The 14,476-nt window shown below is 67.1% G+C and carries 13 protein-coding genes; 6 read left to right on the top strand and 7 right to left on the bottom strand.

Annotated features, from left to right (window positions below; all coding sequences use genetic code 11):
- Nucleotides 1-160: 160 nt before the first annotated feature.
- Together hisN and BLV97_RS02395 are read right to left on the bottom strand one after the other, a co-directional pair.
- Nucleotides 161-961: a histidinol-phosphatase gene (hisN, locus tag BLV97_RS02400; protein WP_051645978.1), complete on the bottom strand. Its 801-nt coding sequence runs from the start codon at nucleotides 959-961 to the stop codon at nucleotides 161-163.
- A 71-nt stretch (nucleotides 962-1,032) separates the two neighbouring features.
- Nucleotides 1,033-1,398, bottom strand: a complete 366-nt coding sequence (locus tag BLV97_RS02395; protein WP_035841143.1) for a helix-turn-helix domain-containing protein — start codon at nucleotides 1,396-1,398, stop codon at nucleotides 1,033-1,035.
- A gap of 369 nt (nucleotides 1,399-1,767) precedes the next feature.
- Between BLV97_RS02395 and BLV97_RS02390 the strand changes: the two genes are divergently transcribed.
- Nucleotides 1,768-2,727: an NADPH:quinone oxidoreductase family protein gene (locus BLV97_RS02390; protein ID WP_035841141.1), complete on the top strand. Its 960-nt coding sequence runs from the start codon at nucleotides 1,768-1,770 to the stop codon at nucleotides 2,725-2,727.
- Here BLV97_RS02390 and BLV97_RS02385 read toward each other — a convergent pair whose 3' ends face one another.
- Entirely contained in the window at nucleotides 2,728-3,588 is an 861-nt protein-coding gene (locus tag BLV97_RS02385; protein ID WP_035841140.1) for a LysR family transcriptional regulator, read from the bottom strand.
- A gap of 124 nt (nucleotides 3,589-3,712) precedes the next feature.
- On the opposite strand from BLV97_RS02385, the gene BLV97_RS02380 reads away from it, so the two are divergent.
- From BLV97_RS02380 to BLV97_RS02370, 3 genes are all read left to right on the top strand, one after another.
- On the top strand, nucleotides 3,713-3,943 hold the full coding sequence (locus BLV97_RS02380; RefSeq protein ID WP_035841137.1) for a DUF1127 domain-containing protein: 231 nt from the start codon (nucleotides 3,713-3,715) through the stop codon (nucleotides 3,941-3,943).
- Between the two features lie 193 nt (nucleotides 3,944-4,136).
- Entirely contained in the window at nucleotides 4,137-4,880 is a 744-nt protein-coding gene (locus BLV97_RS02375; RefSeq protein ID WP_035841135.1) for a Bax inhibitor-1/YccA family protein, read from the top strand.
- 144 nt (nucleotides 4,881-5,024) lie between these two features.
- Nucleotides 5,025-6,554, top strand: coding sequence for an ATP-dependent DNA helicase (locus BLV97_RS02370; protein ID WP_092163932.1), 1,530 nt, complete (start codon nucleotides 5,025-5,027; stop codon nucleotides 6,552-6,554).
- Between the two features lie 428 nt (nucleotides 6,555-6,982).
- Here the strand turns inward: BLV97_RS02370 and ccrA are convergent, their stop codons facing one another.
- Both ccrA and BLV97_RS02360 read right to left on the bottom strand, forming a co-directional pair.
- Nucleotides 6,983-8,287 (bottom strand): crotonyl-CoA carboxylase/reductase, encoded by a 1,305-nt coding sequence (ccrA, locus tag BLV97_RS02365; RefSeq protein ID WP_035840920.1) that lies wholly within the window; start codon nucleotides 8,285-8,287, stop codon nucleotides 6,983-6,985.
- Between the two features lie 106 nt (nucleotides 8,288-8,393).
- A complete protein-coding gene (locus tag BLV97_RS02360) occupies nucleotides 8,394-9,818 on the bottom strand; it encodes a 1-acyl-sn-glycerol-3-phosphate acyltransferase (protein ID WP_051645968.1) in 1,425 nt (474 codons plus the stop codon).
- 371 nt (nucleotides 9,819-10,189) lie between these two features.
- Here BLV97_RS02360 and BLV97_RS02355 point away from each other — a divergent pair, with 371 nt between their 5' ends.
- The gene (locus BLV97_RS02355; protein WP_035840917.1) at nucleotides 10,190-12,163 is read left to right on the top strand and encodes a methylmalonyl-CoA mutase family protein; all 1,974 of its coding nucleotides are present in this window, start codon (nucleotides 10,190-10,192) and stop codon (nucleotides 12,161-12,163) included.
- Nucleotides 12,160-12,435 carry an acylphosphatase gene (locus BLV97_RS02350; protein ID WP_035840914.1) on the top strand — a complete coding sequence of 92 codons (276 nt, stop codon included), beginning with the start codon at nucleotides 12,160-12,162 and terminating at the stop codon, nucleotides 12,433-12,435. Before BLV97_RS02355 ends, BLV97_RS02350 begins: the two co-directional genes overlap by 4 nt.
- Before the next feature lie 96 nt (nucleotides 12,436-12,531).
- Here the strand turns inward: BLV97_RS02350 and BLV97_RS02345 are convergent, their stop codons facing one another.
- Nucleotides 12,532-13,080 carry a 5-formyltetrahydrofolate cyclo-ligase gene (locus BLV97_RS02345; protein WP_035840911.1) on the bottom strand — a complete coding sequence of 183 codons (549 nt, stop codon included), beginning with the start codon at nucleotides 13,078-13,080 and terminating at the stop codon, nucleotides 12,532-12,534.
- A complete protein-coding gene (gene mgtE / locus BLV97_RS02340) occupies nucleotides 13,077-14,474 on the bottom strand; it encodes a magnesium transporter (protein WP_035840909.1) in 1,398 nt (465 codons plus the stop codon). Before mgtE ends, BLV97_RS02345 begins: the two co-directional genes overlap by 4 nt.
- Between the last annotated feature and the right edge of the window lie 2 nt (nucleotides 14,475-14,476).

Here is a 14,476-nt window from a genome sequence, read left to right as displayed (position 1 = left end):
GATCCTCACACAGGCATCTACCCCCTTCGTCCTGTGTGAAACGCACCGCCGGAAAGAGGCAAAGAACGCGGTCGCGGGGCGTTTCGTATCAGGTGAGGGGGGCAGGGGGCAAGAGAGGCCGGCGAAATGGATGCGGCAAGCCGGTTCGATCGGCCGCAGGCTAGGCGTTCAGCAGGGCCAGCGCCTCGGCATGGATGGCGGGGTTGGCGGCGGCAAGCGCCCGGCCGCCCATATGGGCCGGGCCGCCCTGCCAGTCGGTGACAATGCCGCCGGCGGCCTCGATCACCGCGATCGGCGCCTGAATGTCGTAGGGCTGCAGGCCTGCCTCGATCACCAGGTCGATCTGCCCGGCGGCCAGCAGGGCATAGGCATAGCAGTCCATCCCGTAGCGCGTCAGCCGGGCGGCGCGCGAAACGCGCCGGAAGGCGGCGCCGTCCTCGGGCGTGCCGACTTCGGGGAAAGTGGTGAAGACGATCGCCTCGGCCATCGGCCGGGCGGGGCGGGTCTTCAGCGTGACTGCCCCGCGCGGGCCGGTCATCCGCGCCAGCCCCGGCGCGCCGACGAAGCGTTCCCCGATATAGGGCTGGTCGATGATCCCCAGGAACGGCCCATCGCGATCCGACAGCGCGATCAGCACCCCCCATGTCGGGGTGCCCGAAAGATAGCCCCGCGTGCCGTCGATCGGGTCCAGCACCCAGGTCAGCCCCGAGGTGCCCTCGCTGGCGCCGGTTTCCTCGCCCAGCACCGCATCTTGCGGGCGCTGGGCTGCCAGGATCGCGCGCATCCGTTCCTCGGCCGCCCGGTCGGCGATCGTGACCGGATCGAAGCCCTCGTTCAGCTTGCTGTCGGCACCCAGACCGGGGCTGCGGAAATGGGCCAGCGTTTCCTCGCGCGCCGCGTCGGCCAAGTGGTGTGCCAGCGCCAGCGCCGCGTCGCGTTGCCCATCCGTCAGTCTTGGCATGCCCGGTCTCCCCGTCTGACCCTGCCGCGGCGTTACCGGGGCATGTGCTCGGGGTCAAGCGGTTCGGCCTTTCAGGCGACGTCGTCGCTCAGCACCCGGGCCAGATCGAACAGGCGCCGGCGCTGCTGTTCGGGAATGGCATAGTAGGAGCGCACCAGTTCCAGCGCCTCCTTGTCGGCAAGAATGTCGCCCTCGACCTTGCCTTGGCTTTCGCGCTGATCGTCGAGTCCCTCGAAGAAGAAGCTGATCGGCACGCTCAGCGAGGCCGCGATATCCCACAGACGCGAAGCGCTGACGCGGTTCATGCCGGTTTCGTATTTCTGGATCTGCTGGAACTTGATCCCGACCTGATCGGCCAACTGCTGCTGGGTCATGCCCACCATCCAGCGGCGGTGCCGGATACGTTTGCCGACATGCGCGTCAACGGGGTGTTTCATGGTCTTCCTCCGGAGTGTCGAATGAATCGAATTGTCGTCCTAATACAAGTATAAAAGCAATTCTCGTTCCAACTTCCGCGCAAAAGGCCGCATACGACAAATTTGGCCGTTACTATACTAAATATCCGTTAGAGGGGCGCAGATTCCCACTGAAATCGCCAGAAAGGAGATCGCCGCGGCCTCCGGTACTGAAACAATTATCCACAATCTCATAAAAAGTTCGCATTTTGCAACTCAATTCGCAACTTTGGCGGGAGTTCGCTGCGAAATGCAACCAAGAGGCGGCCTCCCATGGCGGCCAGAGCGGCGCCAGCCTCTGGTCAAGGCGTCCGGCGGCGGCTAGGTTTTCGCACCAGCACGGAGGAAGAGATGCGCGCCTTTCAGGTCACCGAATATGGCAAGACCCCCGAGATGAACGAAGTCGATTTGCCACAGCCGGGGCCGGGAGAGCTGCGGCTGAAGGTGGCGGCCTGCGGGTTGAATTTTGCCGATCTGCTGATGGTCACCGGCGAATACCAGGAACGCCCGCCGCTTCCCTTCACCCTGGGGATGGAGATTTCGGGCATCGTCGATGCCTTGGGAGAGGGTGTCGCCGGGCCGGCTCCCGGCACGCGGGTGGGCGCATTCGGCGGCCGCGGCGGGCTCGCCGATTATGCGGTGGTGCCGGCCGATCGTTGCCTTCCGCTGGCCGATACGATGTCCTTCGAAGAGGCGGCGGCCTTTCCGGTGGCCTATGGCACCAGCCATGTGGCGCTGTCGCATCGCGCGCGGCTGGCGTCGGGCGAGACGCTCTTGGTGCTGGGCGCCGCCGGCGGCGTAGGCCTGACCGCGGTCGAGATCGGCAAGCTGATGGGCGCGCGGGTGATCGCCTGTGCGCGGGGTGCGGCGAAGCTGCAGGTCGCGAAGGCCGCCGGGGCCGATCATCTGATCGACAGTGACGCGCAGGACATCCGCCAGGCGGTGAAGGATCTGGGCGGCTGCGACGTGGTTTATGACCCGGTGGGCGGCGATCAGTTCATGGCCGCCCTGCGCGCCACCCGCCCCGAGGGCCGCCTGATCACCATCGGCTTCGCCAGCGGCGAGGTGCCGCAGATCCCTTCGAACCTGCTTCTGGTCAAGAACCTCACCGCGATCGGCTTCTACTGGGGCGGCTACATGGCCTTCCGCCCGCAGGTGGTGACCGACAGCCTGGCCCAGCTGTACCGCTGGCATGCGCAGGGGCGCCTGCACCCCCACATCAGCCACCGCCTGCCGCTGGAGCGCGCCGCCGAGGGCATGGAATTGCTGCGCAGCCGCAAATCCACCGGCAAGGTCGTGATCACGCCCTGATCACGCCTTCAGCGCGCGATAGGTCTGGCGAATGAGATCGGCGGCCAGGGCGGTCACGCCGGATCCGGCGGCGGCCGGCGTGTACAGGTTGATCTGTGTGCGCGCCAGATCGGGCAGCGCGCCGCCATGCTGGATGCGTTCCAGATATTTCGGCTCGGCCCCCTCCACAAGCACATCGACCGCCAGATCGGCGCTGACCGAGGCCTCGATCGACCGGGTGGAATCCGATTCCACCGCCATGATCCAGTCGATCCCGGCCCGGTCCAATGCTTCCTGCACGCCGCTGCGAAAGATGCTGCTGTATTCGAAGGCCAGGGGCAGGGGGCGCTGGCGCCAGGCCTGTCCGCCCGGCGCCCCGATCCAGATCAGCGGCAGTTCGATCAGCGTCTCGCCCTCGGGTCCGATGCTGTTCTCGGTGGTCAGGATCAGATCGCAATCGCCCCGCGCGAACAAGGCCTTGAGTCGCCGGGTATAGGAAGAGATCAGCGTCACCCGGATGCGCGGGTATTCGGCATGGAAGCGTTTCAGCACTTTCGGGATCGCCGGATAGACGATGTCCGAGGGCACCCCGATCGTCACCTCGCCCTCAAAGGCGTCGCCGGTCAGCCGCGCCACCGCCTCGTCGTTGGTCTGCAGCAGCCGGCGCGCATAGCCCAGCATCTGCTCGCCCGCCGCAGTCAGCGCGACGCCCCGCCCGGCGCGGTTCAGCAACTGCACGCCAAGCGATTCCTCCAGCCGCTTGATCTGCATCGAGACCGCCGATTGCGTGAGGTTCAGAAACCCGGCCGCCCGGGTCACGCCGCCGGAATCGGCCACCGCGGCGAAGGACCGCAGGGCGGTCAGATCGAGATTGCGCAACATATCATCCTTTGTGATGTATAATCTCAAAATCATTCATTTTAAATATTTAAGCGATCCCTCCATATTGATCAACAGAGGGAATGATAACTGACAGAACCCCCACGATTTGCGAAGGATGACGGCGATGACGACCTCGGTTCACACTTCGGGCGTTGCAGTCCGCAGCGCACATGCGACCCACCCTCTGGCCCGGCTGGCTGGCCTTGCCAGGCGGGCCCTTGCGCTGCGTCGCGAACGGAACATTCTGGCCCGGCTCGACGACCGCGCGCTGGCAGATATAGGCCTAACCCGGACCCAGGCCCAGGCCGAGGCCGCTCGCCCGGTCTGGGACGTTCCGGCCTATTGGCGGCGCTAGGCCCGCCGCGCCGGAAGCGCCCGTCCGGGGCGCGCTGGGGGTCACAAACCCGGGCGAACCGGGTGAAGGTGCGGTTTGGAAACGCTTTGTCCGACTGAAAAGCTTGAAAACGGCGCGCGGCTTCCCGATATTGATCTCAGGAAATAGGCCCTCCGCCGGAGGGCCGCTTCGGGGACATAGATGGAGGCTTTCCATGGCTGACTATGAGACGATCCGCACGGTTGGGGCTGGCGCCCGCGCCGGTGCGCGGATCGACGAGGGCCTTCGTGCCCACATGAACAAGGTCTACGGGCTGATGTCCGTCGGCCTGCTGCTGACCGCGGCGGTCGCCTGGGCCGTCGGCACCACGCCCGCATTGATGAGCGTGTTCCGCAACGTGGCCACCGGGCAGATGACCATCCTGGGCTGGGTCGCGATGTTCCTGCCGCTGATCATGGTCTTCGCCTTCGGCGCCGCGATCAACCGGCTCTCCTATGCCGGCGCGCAGTTGTTCTTCTACGCCTTCGCGGCCGCCATGGGCCTGTCGATCAGCTGGATCTTCATCGCCTTCACCGGCATCTCGATCGCGCAGACCTTCCTGGTCACCTCGATCGCCTTCGCGGGGCTCAGCCTCTACGGCTACACCACGAAGCGCGACCTTTCGGGCCTGGGCACCTTCCTGCTGATGGGCCTGATCGGCATTCTGGTGGCTTCGGTGGTCAACATCTTCCTGCAGTCGAGCGCGCTGATGTTCGCGGTCTCGGTGCTGGGCGTGCTGATCTTCGCGGGGCTGACCGCGTTCGACACCCAGTCGATCAAGACCCAATACATCCAGATGGCCGAGTCTGGCGATCAGGAATGGCTGGGCAAGTCGGCGATCATGGGCGCGCTGCGGCTCTACCTCGACTTCATCAACCTGTTCATGTTCCTGCTGCAATTCATGGGCAACCGGAACTGACGGGGCCGATGACCGAACCAAGGGGCCGGGGGGTGACCTCCGGCCCTTTTTGCATTCCGGGTCCTTTGCGCCCCCCCTTTCATTGTTCCCCAAATACGCCCGCGGCGTCTGGTGCCGGCCGTCCACCTCGCCTAGTCTCGCGCCATGAACGCGCCCTCCCTTACCTTCTCCGAAGACCAGGCCGAGGCCTGGGACCGTATCGCCGACCTTCTGCGCGGCGCGGGTGTCGATGTCGACGCGGGCGCGCTGATCCCCGATGTCTCGGGCGCGGCCAGCGTGCTGGCGGTGGTGGGCAAGGCGGGATCGGGCAAGACCATGCTTCTGGCGCGTCTGGTCGACGGGCTGGTCGAGGCCGGCGTCGAGATCGTCTCGGGCGATTACGAGGGCCGCCGCCGGCGCGAACGCCGCACGCTGGCGGTGCTGGCGCCGACCAACAAGGCGGCCAGCGTGCTGCGCAACCGAGGCGTGCCCGCGACCACGATCCACCGCATCCTCTACACCCCGGTCTATGACCCCGAATACGAGAAGATCGCCGAATGGCTGGCCGGCAACGGCGACCGCCCCGAGATCGAGGGCCTGACCGAGGCCGCGCTCGACCGCGCCCAAGCCTTCTATGATGCCGTCAAATCGGTGCCCGGCGCCCTGGCGTCGGCTGGCCTGCGCGGCTCTGACTTCATCCGGGGCTGGAAGCGGCGCGAGGACCCGCTGGATATCGGCTTCGTCGATGAAAGCTCGATGCTCGATGACAAGCAGTTCGAGGATCTGAAGGAGATCTTCCCAACCCTCGTTCTTTTCGGCGACCCGGCGCAGCTGGCCCCCGTCGGCCAGTCCGGCGAGATGGTCTTCGACCGCTTCACCCCGGCGCGGAAGCTCGAGCTTCACCGCATCCACCGCCAGGCCGAGGACAACCCGATCCTCGATCTGGCCCATGCGCTGGCCGATCCGGCGCTGGAGTTCAGCGATTTCGAGCAGATGATCCGAGAGGCCGCCGCCCGCGACGACCGCGTGGTGATGGCCGAGCGGGTCGAGGCCGAGCTGATGGCGCGCTCGCCGGTACTGGTGTGGCGCAACGCCACCCGCATCCGGCTGATCCACGCCTTCCGCGCGGCCTACGGCGCGCCGGCCGACGCCCTGCTACCCGGAGAGCCGCTGATCTGCGACGGGATCGAGCTGCCGTTGAAGCACCGCAAGAAGCGCATCGATCTGGAGGCGCGGGGGCTGATCAAGGGCGCGCAGGTGATCTATCTGGGCCCCGGCAAGAAGCCCGGCTTTTCACGCCTGCACGTGATCGGGGCCGAGGATCCGCGCGTGTCCGCAGCCTCGATCGTCAAGATCGAGATGCCGGACGAGGAAGAGCCCTTCATCCCCTTCGCCGCCCGCATGGGCGCGGCCTTCCTGCACGGCGCGGCGGTGACGATCCACAAGGCGCAGGGCAGCCAATGGGAGAATGTGCAGGTCTTCGCGCCCGACCTCTGGGCCGCCTCGCGTACCGGCCGCAACGAGGCGGGGGTGGCGCTGTGGAAGCGGCTTGCCTATGTGGCGATCACCCGGGCCGAGCATCGGCTTTTCTGGGTGGTGCGCAACCGGCTGGGCCGCCCGGCGGCGGCGTTGACCGTCGAGGACCTGAAAGCGCCCGCCGCGCCGCTGGAACTGGCGGCGCAGGAGGACGGCTGAGACGCCGGGCGGGGCGGGAAGGCGAACCTTCAGGAATGGTTCGCAATCCTTTGATATAAAAATATTTCTCTGCCGTCCTTCAAGCCGCGCCGCGCGCGTCGCAAGAAGGACGCCACCGGACTGGCCGAGACCCCGCCGATCAGCGGGAAGACCGGCGGGGAAGCAGGCCGCGCCCGATGGTCCGCCCAGCCGCACGAAGGCCTAGACACCGATTTCCACGGCGCGCGAAAGCGGTTGCACGCCGAAGGCGCGGCTTGGCCTGCGATCGAAGCACGGCGCGATGGGTGGAACGCACCATGTCCGGTTTCCGAAACGGTCCGGCACGGCGAGACGGCGCAGGCGGATGCCTGCGTCGCCGCCGAGATCGGCCCCCGCAAAGTGCCACCCCGCCGGGACGGGCAGGCGTAGCGGGCCTCGCGTGGGGGGGCTTATCCCCTCTTGCTGGCCTCCAGCGTGTCCTCGAAGGTGCGCAGGCCCGTCCGCGGCGCCTGCACCAGCACCGCCATGTTGCCGGGCTTGTGTTCGTTCTTGCGCATCTTGGTATGGGCGCGCGGGATCTCGGCCCAGGGAAAGACCTCGGACATGGCCGGGTCGATCCGGCGTTCCATCATCAGCTTGTTGGCGGCCGAGGCCTGTTTGAGATGCGCGAAATGGCTGCCCTGCAGGCGCTTTTGGTGCATCCACATGTAGCGCACGTCGAAGGTGCAGTTGAAGCCGGTGGTGCCGGCACAGATCACCACCATGCCGCCCTTCTTGCACACCAGCGCCGAAACCGGGAAGGTCGCCTCGCCCGGGTGTTCGAACACCATGTCGACATTCACCCCCTTGCCGGTGATGTCCCAGATCGCCTTGCCGAACTTGCGCGCCTCCTTCAGCCAGGCGTTGTATTCGGGCGTGTTGACCGTCGGCAATTGCCCCCAGCAGGCGAAATCCTTGCGGTTGATCACCCCTTTGGCGCCCAGCGACAGCACGAAATCGCGCTTATCCTCGTCCGAGATCACCCCGATCGCATTCGCGCCGGCGGCGTTGATCAGCTGGATCGCGAAGGACCCCAGCCCCCCCGACGCGCCCCACACCAGCACGTTCTGCCCGGGCTTCAGGTCGTGCGGTTCATGGCCGAACAGCATCCGGTAGGCGGTGGCCAGCGTCAGCGTGTAGCAGGCGCTTTCCTCCCATGTCAGGTGGCGCGGGCGCGGCATCAGCTGTTGCGCCTGCACGCGGGTGAATTGCGCGAAGCTGCCGTCCGGCGTCTCATATCCCCAGATCCGCTGCGAGGGCGAGAACATCGGATCGCCGCCGTTGCATTCCTCGTCGTCGCCGTCGTCCTGGTTGCAGTGGATCACCACCTCGTCGCCGACCTTCCAGCGGGTGACCTTGTCGCCCACCGCCCAGACGATCCCCGAGGCGTCGGACCCGGCGATGTGATAGGGCGCGCCGTGGCCATCGAACGGGCTGATCGGAACGCCCAGGCCGGCCCAGATGCCATTGTAGTTGACCCCCGCCGCCATCACCAGGACCAGCACCTCGTGGCTGTCGATTTCCCAGGTGGGCACCACCTCGACCTGAAAACTGTCCTCGGGCTCGCCGTGACGCTCGCGCCGGATCGCCCAGGCGTACATCTGCTTCGGCACATAGCCGAGCGGCGGCATTTCGCCGATCTCGTACAGATCCTTCTCGGGCGCCTCGTAAGGGGCGATCTCGGGCGTCTTGTCGCGCTTGCCGTCCAGGGCCATCGGTACCTCCTTCTTATGCTGCGGCGCAGAATTCGGTGCCCGCTCTGGACCGAATTAATGGTCGGTGCGCAATATTGCAATATGAAGTCTGCATGATTTTGTAATTTTATGTCTCTGACGTGGCCGAGATGGGCGAAGGTTCGGTGCCGGGGCGCGCATTTGCTGCGGCTGCATCCAGATGCTGTTGCACCGGCGCGGCATAGAACGCCAGCAACGGCGCGGCGCGGCGGCGTGGCGTGACGGTGTTGCCCCGAACCCGCACCAACCCCCGCCGGGCCAGCGCATCCAGGCCCATGCGTGCGCCCACGGCCGGATCGGCGCCGGGCAGGCGCAGGGGCGCGCCATGGCTGCGCAGACGCTCTGCGATCTCGCAGGCCCGGTCCTCCAGCGTGTCGCGGGTGGTGGCGCCGGCGGCCAGCGCGGCGGCGGCAAGCGGCACCGGCAGGATCGGCACCACCTGGCGGACCTCTTGCATCAGGCGCTCGGTCAGGGCCTCGGTCGTGGGGCTGCCGGTCTCGGCCAGGAAGCGGCTCAGCGACAGCGGCGCGCCGAAGCTGACGGCGGCATAGCCCAGCCGCATGTCGCGCCGGAAGACCGCGCCCACCAGCCGCCGGATCAGGAAGCGCAGCGCCGCGAGGGGGCGGGCGCGGAACCGTCGCTCGCCGGATTGGGCGGCGCTGACGAGGATCCGATCCTCCAGCACCCGGTCATATCCGAAGGCCACCGGCATGAAGACCACGTCGCGCCCGCCGCCGGGGCTGAAACCGCTGACGATGTAGTGCAGCAGGCCCATCCGCGACGGCCCCACCCGGCCATCGAGGCTAAGGCCGCCTTCGGGAAAGATCGCCTGGGTCACGCCCTCGGCGGTGGCCATCTGGACATAGCGCGCCAGCACCTTGCGGTAGAGGGTGTTGCGCGACCGGCGGCGGATGAAATAGGCGCCCATCGCGCGTATCAAGAGGCTCAGGGGCCAGACACGCGCCCATTCGCCCACCGCATAGCTAAGGGTCGAGCGTTCCGACGAAAGCCAGGTGACCAGGATGTAATCCATGTTGGAACGGTGGTTCATGACGAAGATCACCGTGGCCTTGGGGTCGATCGCGGCAATCGCGGCGGTGTCGAGCCGGCCGATCCGCACCCGGTAAAGCGCCCGGCTAAGCCAGCGCGTCACCCGCGCCGCGACGCCGAAATAGATCAGGGTCGAAAAGCCCGGCACGATTTCGCGCGCATAGCGCCGGGCCTCTTCGGCGGCGACGGGTTCGGGCACGCCGGTCTCATGCGCGTGGTCGGCCACGGCTTCGGTCACCACGGGGTCGTAGACCAGGCGGTTGATCCGGTCCTGCCGCGCCATCAGCTTGAACGGCTCGATCGGGCGTTGCAGGCGGGTGTTCAGCCGCGCGACGGCGCGTTCCATGCGCTTGCGCAGGAACCAGCGCATCGAGGGCGCCAGCACCCGGTCCAGCGCGCCGATGGCCGCCAGCGCAAGCGCCAGCACCACCAACCAGATCGGAAGTTCGACGGTCCCCCCCATCGGCGCAGGTTTACAGGAAGCGGCGGCGGGGTAAATCCTGTGCGTCAATTCGCCGGGGGCGCGCGAGGCTCTCCTTCAGCCCGGTGCGCGCAGCAGGCGCGGGGCAAGCGCCCACCCGTCCCGGCAGGCTGGCGCTTCGCAGCTCTCGTTCGCGCTGGGGCCAGGGGAGGTGCTGCACCATAAATGGCGACGTGGATGGTCAGGGGCGCCACCCCCGGACAGGCGCTTGCCCTGCGCAAGCCCCGCAGGATCGGAAACGTCCCCGCCATCTCACCGGATTGCCGCATCGCAGCGAATTGACGGGACATTTTCTGCCGATTACTAACAGTGTTGCGAAATAAAATTACTACCCGCGATTCCCGGAGGCCACTATGACCGACGCCCAGCCCCAGAAAGACAGGCCCTGGCTGTTCCGCACCTATGCCGGGCATTCGACGGCGGCCGCCTCGAACGCGCTCTATCGCGGCAACCTCGCGAAGGGGCAGACGGGCCTTTCCGTGGCCTTCGATTTGCCCACCCAGACCGGCTATGACAGCGACCACGAACTGGCGCGGGGCGAGGTCGGCAAGGTCGGCGTCCCGGTCGCGCATCTGGGCGACATGCGGGCGCTTTTCGACCAGATCCCGCTTGAACAGATGAATACCTCTATGACGATCAACGCGACGGCGCCGTGGTTGCTGGCGCTCTACATCACGGTGGCCGAAGAGCAGGGGGCGGATGTCGCGCAGCTTCAGGGCACGGTGCAGAACGACATCATCAAGGAATATCTCTCGCGCGGGACTTATATCTGCCCGCCCAAGCCCAGCCTGCGGATGATCACCGATGTCGCCGCCTACACGCGCCAGCATCTGCCGAAATGGAACCCGATGAACGTCTGTTCCTACCATCTGCAAGAGGCCGGCGCGACGCCCGAACAGGAACTGGCCTTCGCGCTGGCCACCGCGATCGCGGTGCTGGACGACCTGAAGGGCAAGGTCGATCCGCAGGATTTCCCCGGCATGGTGGGGCGGATCAGCTTCTTCGTGAATGCCGGTATCCGCTTTGTCACCGAGCTTTGCAAGATGCGCGCCTTCACCGACCTGTGGGACGAGATCTGCCGCGACCGCTATGGCGTGACGGACGCGCGAATGCGCCGCTTTCGCTACGGGGTGCAGGTCAACAGCCTGGGCCTGACCGAACAGCAGCCGGAAAACAACGTCTACCGCATCCTGATTGAGATGCTGGCGGTCACGCTGTCGAAGAAGGCCCGTGCCCGCGCCGTGCAATTGCCGGCCTGGAACGAGGCGCTGGGCCTGCCGCGCCCCTGGGATCAGCAATGGTCGCTTCGGATGCAGCAGATCCTGGCCTATGAGACGGACCTGCTGGAGTACGACGATCTGTTCGACCAGAATCCGGCGGTCGAGCGCAAGGTCGCGGCGCTGAAGGAAGACGCGCAGGCCGAGCTGGCGCAGATCGACGCGATGGGCGGCGCGGTCGCGGCGATCGAATACATGAAAGGCCGGCTGGTCGAGGCCAATGCCGACCGCATTGCCCGGATCGAGGCGGGCCAGACCGTGGTGGTCGGCGTGAACCGCTGGGCCGAGGGGGCCGAAAGTCCGCTGACGGCCGGGGACGGCGCGATCCTGGTGGTCGACCCGGAAGCCGAGGCTGATCAGATCGCGCGGCTCGCCGCCTGGCGCGCATCGCGTGACGACGCGGCGGTGAAGGCCGCGCTGGCCGATCTCCGTGCTGCCGCCGCGTCGGGCGAGAACATCATGCCGTCTTCGATCGTGGCGGCGAGGGCCGGCGCCACCACGGGCGAATGGGGCGATGCGGTGCGCGCGGCCTTTGGTCAGTATCGCGGGCCCACGGGTGTCAGCCGGGCGCCCTCGAACCGGACCGAGGGGCTTGACGAGATCCGCGCGGCGGTGGATGCGGCCTCGGCCCGGCTGGGGCGGCGGCTGAAGTTCCTGGTCGGCAAGCCGGGCCTCGACGGCCATTCCAACGGCGCCGAGCAGATCGCGGCCCGGGCGCGCGATTGCGGTATGGACATCAGCTACGAGGGCATCCGCCTGACCCCGGCCGAGATCGTCGCGGCGGCGCAGGCCGATCCCCCGCATGTGATAGGTCTCTCGATTCTTTCGGGCAGTCATCTGCCGCTGATCGCCGAGGTGATCGAGCGGATGGCGACCGCGGGCCTGGCGGACGTGCCGGTGATCGTCGGCGGCATCATTCCCGAGGCCGACGCCGACCGGCTGCGCGCGCTGGGCGTCGCCGCCGTCTATACGCCCAAGGATTTCGAGCTGAACCGGATCATGTTCGACATCGTGGGGCTGGTCGGCGCCCGGCCGGTGGCGGCACAATGACCCGCCGCGCCATCCGGGCCCGCATCACCGGCCGCGTGCAGGGGGTGTGGTTCCGCGGCTGGACGTCCGAGACGGCGCAAACCCTGGGTTTGGACGGCTGGGTACGCAACGATCCCGACGGCGCCGTCACCGCCCTGATCGCGGGGCCGGAGGCACAGGTGGCGCAGATGCTCGAGGCATTGCATCAGGGCCCCGAGGCTGCGCGGGTCCAGACGGTAGAGACCAAGATCGCCGAAGATCCCGGCGCCATAGGGTTCGAGATCCGCCGCTAGGCGGGCCGCGCGCGCCCCCCGGTACTCCCGCGATATTCGAACCAGGAAGAAGAAGGCCGCGTCCTTTCATCGTTCTTCAAATACGCAAGCGGGCGTTCAGAACGCGATCACCTCGCGGTCGGTCACGATCAGGTCAAGCGGCTGGTCGGTCGCCTCGATCGGCACGTGGTCCACTTCCTGCGCGGCAAAGGCATAGCCGATCGCCAGCGTCGGGCGCGCGGCGCGCAGCGCTTCCAGCGTGCGGTCGTAAAAGCCGCCGCCATAGCCCAGGCGAAAGCCGCGGCGGTCGAAGGCCAGCAGCGGCACGATCAGCACCTCGGGTGTGATCCAGTCCCCCGCAGCCGGGATCAGGGCGCCGAATTCGCCTGCGATCATCTCCGCGCCGGGGTGCCAGGCGCGGAACGTCAGCGCCTGGGCGGGGCCGGGGATCACCGGCACGCCGACCGGGCCCGCATGGGCGGCCATCGCGGGCAGCGGGTCGAGTTCGGTGCGCATCGGCATATAGCCCGCAAGCGGCCGTCCCGCGTGGGGCGCCAGCACCTGTGTCAGCCGTGCGGGGGCGGCGCCGGGGCCCTGGGCGAAGGCGGCCTTGCGGCGCGCGAAGGCGGCCTTGCGGGCGGCGGCCTTGATGTCCGCCGAGGTCATAGCAGGATCACCGAGGCGAGCCAGAGGAACGAGAAGAAGCCGACCACATCGGTCACCGTGGTCACGAAGGCGCCCGAGGACAGCGCGGGGTCGAAGCCCAGCTTTTCCAGCCCCAGCGGGATCAGGATCCCGGCCAGCGCCGCGGCGAAGAGGTTGATCACCATCGCCAGGCCGATCACCAGCCCCAACACCGGCTGGTCGAACCAGGCATAGCTTATGACCCCCATGATCACCCCGAAGAATATGCCGTTGGCCACCCCTTGCAGCACCTCGCGCCCGATCACCCGGCCGACGTTGGAATAGGTCAGGCTGCGCGTCGCCAGCGCCCTGACCGCCACCGTCAGCCCCTGGGTGCCCGCGTTGCCGCCCTGCGAGGCCACGATCGGCATCAGCACCGCCAGCGCCACCAGCTTCGAGATCGTGCCCTCGAAAAGCGAAATCACCGCCGAGGCAAGGATCGCCGTCAAGAGGTTCACGAACAGCCAGGGGAACCGCTGCTTGGCGGTCTCGATCCAGCTGTCGGACAGGCTGCCTTCGCCGACCCCGGCGAGGCGCAGGATGTCCTCCTCGTGTTCCTCGTCCAGCACGTTCATCGCGTCGTCGATGGTAATCACGCCGACCAGGCGGTCGTTCTCGTCCACCACGGGGGCCGAAATCAGGTGATACTGGTTGAAAAGATAGGCGACCTCGGCTTCTTCCTCGGTGGCGCGGATGGTGCGGAACATCGCTTCCGTGATGTCGCGCAGCTTGACCGAGCGTTTCGAGGACAGCAGCCGCCCCAGCGTCACGTTGCCCACCGGCTTCATTCGCGGATCGACCAGGATCACATGATAGAACTGGTCGGGCAGCCAATCTTCGGCGCGCAGAAAGTCGATGGCCTCGCCCACCGTCCAGTGTTCCGGCGCCACCACCGTCTCGCGCTGCATCAGGCGGCCGGCGGAATATTCCGGGTAGGACATCGCCTGTTCGACGGCGACGCGGTCGGCATCGTCCAGCGCGTCTAGGATGATCTCCTGCTGGGGTTCCTCCAGGTCCTCGAGGATGTCGACGACATCGTCGGAATCCAGTTCGCGCACCGCCTCGCCCAGCACCTCGGGGGGCAGGGCGGCGATCACCTCCTCGCGGATCGACTCGTCCAGTTCCGACAGGATGTCGCCGTCGATCTCTCCTGACCACAGGGCCAGCAGGTCGGCGCGTTCTCCGGCGCCAAGCTGTTCCAGAAGGTCGGCGATATCGGCGGCGTGCAGCCGTTCCAGCAGGCTGTTCAGCCGGGCGGTATCGCCGGCCTCGACCGCGTCGAGGATTGCATCACGGCGTTCGCGCCCGACGCCATGGAGCTCTTCTTCGCGGGCGTCTTCCGCGGGGGATGTCTCGATCGTCGTGTCGTCGGTCATCG

It is taken from the genome of Allgaiera indica (assembly GCF_900106675.1).
GTDB lineage: Bacteria > Pseudomonadota > Alphaproteobacteria > Rhodobacterales > Rhodobacteraceae > Acidimangrovimonas > Acidimangrovimonas indica.
This window is presented reverse-complemented; position numbering and strand designations above follow the sequence as displayed.

Coding starts and splice junctions, on each gene's coding strand:
- BLV97_RS02360 (WP_051645968.1), bottom strand. CDS start 9,818: ATGGGGGGGACCGTCGAACTTCCGATCTGGTTGGTGGTGCTGGCGCTT.
- BLV97_RS02380 (WP_035841137.1), top strand. CDS start 3,713: ATGACGACCTCGGTTCACACTTCGGGCGTTGCAGTCCGCAGCGCACAT.
- BLV97_RS02355 (WP_035840917.1), top strand. CDS start 10,190: ATGACCGACGCCCAGCCCCAGAAAGACAGGCCCTGGCTGTTCCGCACC.
- BLV97_RS02370 (WP_092163932.1), top strand. CDS start 5,025: ATGAACGCGCCCTCCCTTACCTTCTCCGAAGACCAGGCCGAGGCCTGG.
- BLV97_RS02385 (WP_035841140.1), bottom strand. CDS start 3,588: ATGTTGCGCAATCTCGATCTGACCGCCCTGCGGTCCTTCGCCGCGGTG.
- ccrA (WP_035840920.1), bottom strand. CDS start 8,287: ATGGCCCTGGACGGCAAGCGCGACAAGACGCCCGAGATCGCCCCTTAC.
- BLV97_RS02350 (WP_035840914.1), top strand. CDS start 12,160: ATGACCCGCCGCGCCATCCGGGCCCGCATCACCGGCCGCGTGCAGGGG.
- hisN (WP_051645978.1), bottom strand. CDS start 961: ATGCCAAGACTGACGGATGGGCAACGCGACGCGGCGCTGGCGCTGGCA.
- mgtE (WP_035840909.1), bottom strand. CDS start 14,474: ATGACCGACGACACGACGATCGAGACATCCCCCGCGGAAGACGCCCGC.
- BLV97_RS02395 (WP_035841143.1), bottom strand. CDS start 1,398: ATGAAACACCCCGTTGACGCGCATGTCGGCAAACGTATCCGGCACCGC.
- BLV97_RS02390 (WP_035841141.1), top strand. CDS start 1,768: ATGCGCGCCTTTCAGGTCACCGAATATGGCAAGACCCCCGAGATGAAC.
- BLV97_RS02345 (WP_035840911.1), bottom strand. CDS start 13,080: ATGACCTCGGCGGACATCAAGGCCGCCGCCCGCAAGGCCGCCTTCGCG.
- BLV97_RS02375 (WP_035841135.1), top strand. CDS start 4,137: ATGGCTGACTATGAGACGATCCGCACGGTTGGGGCTGGCGCCCGCGCC.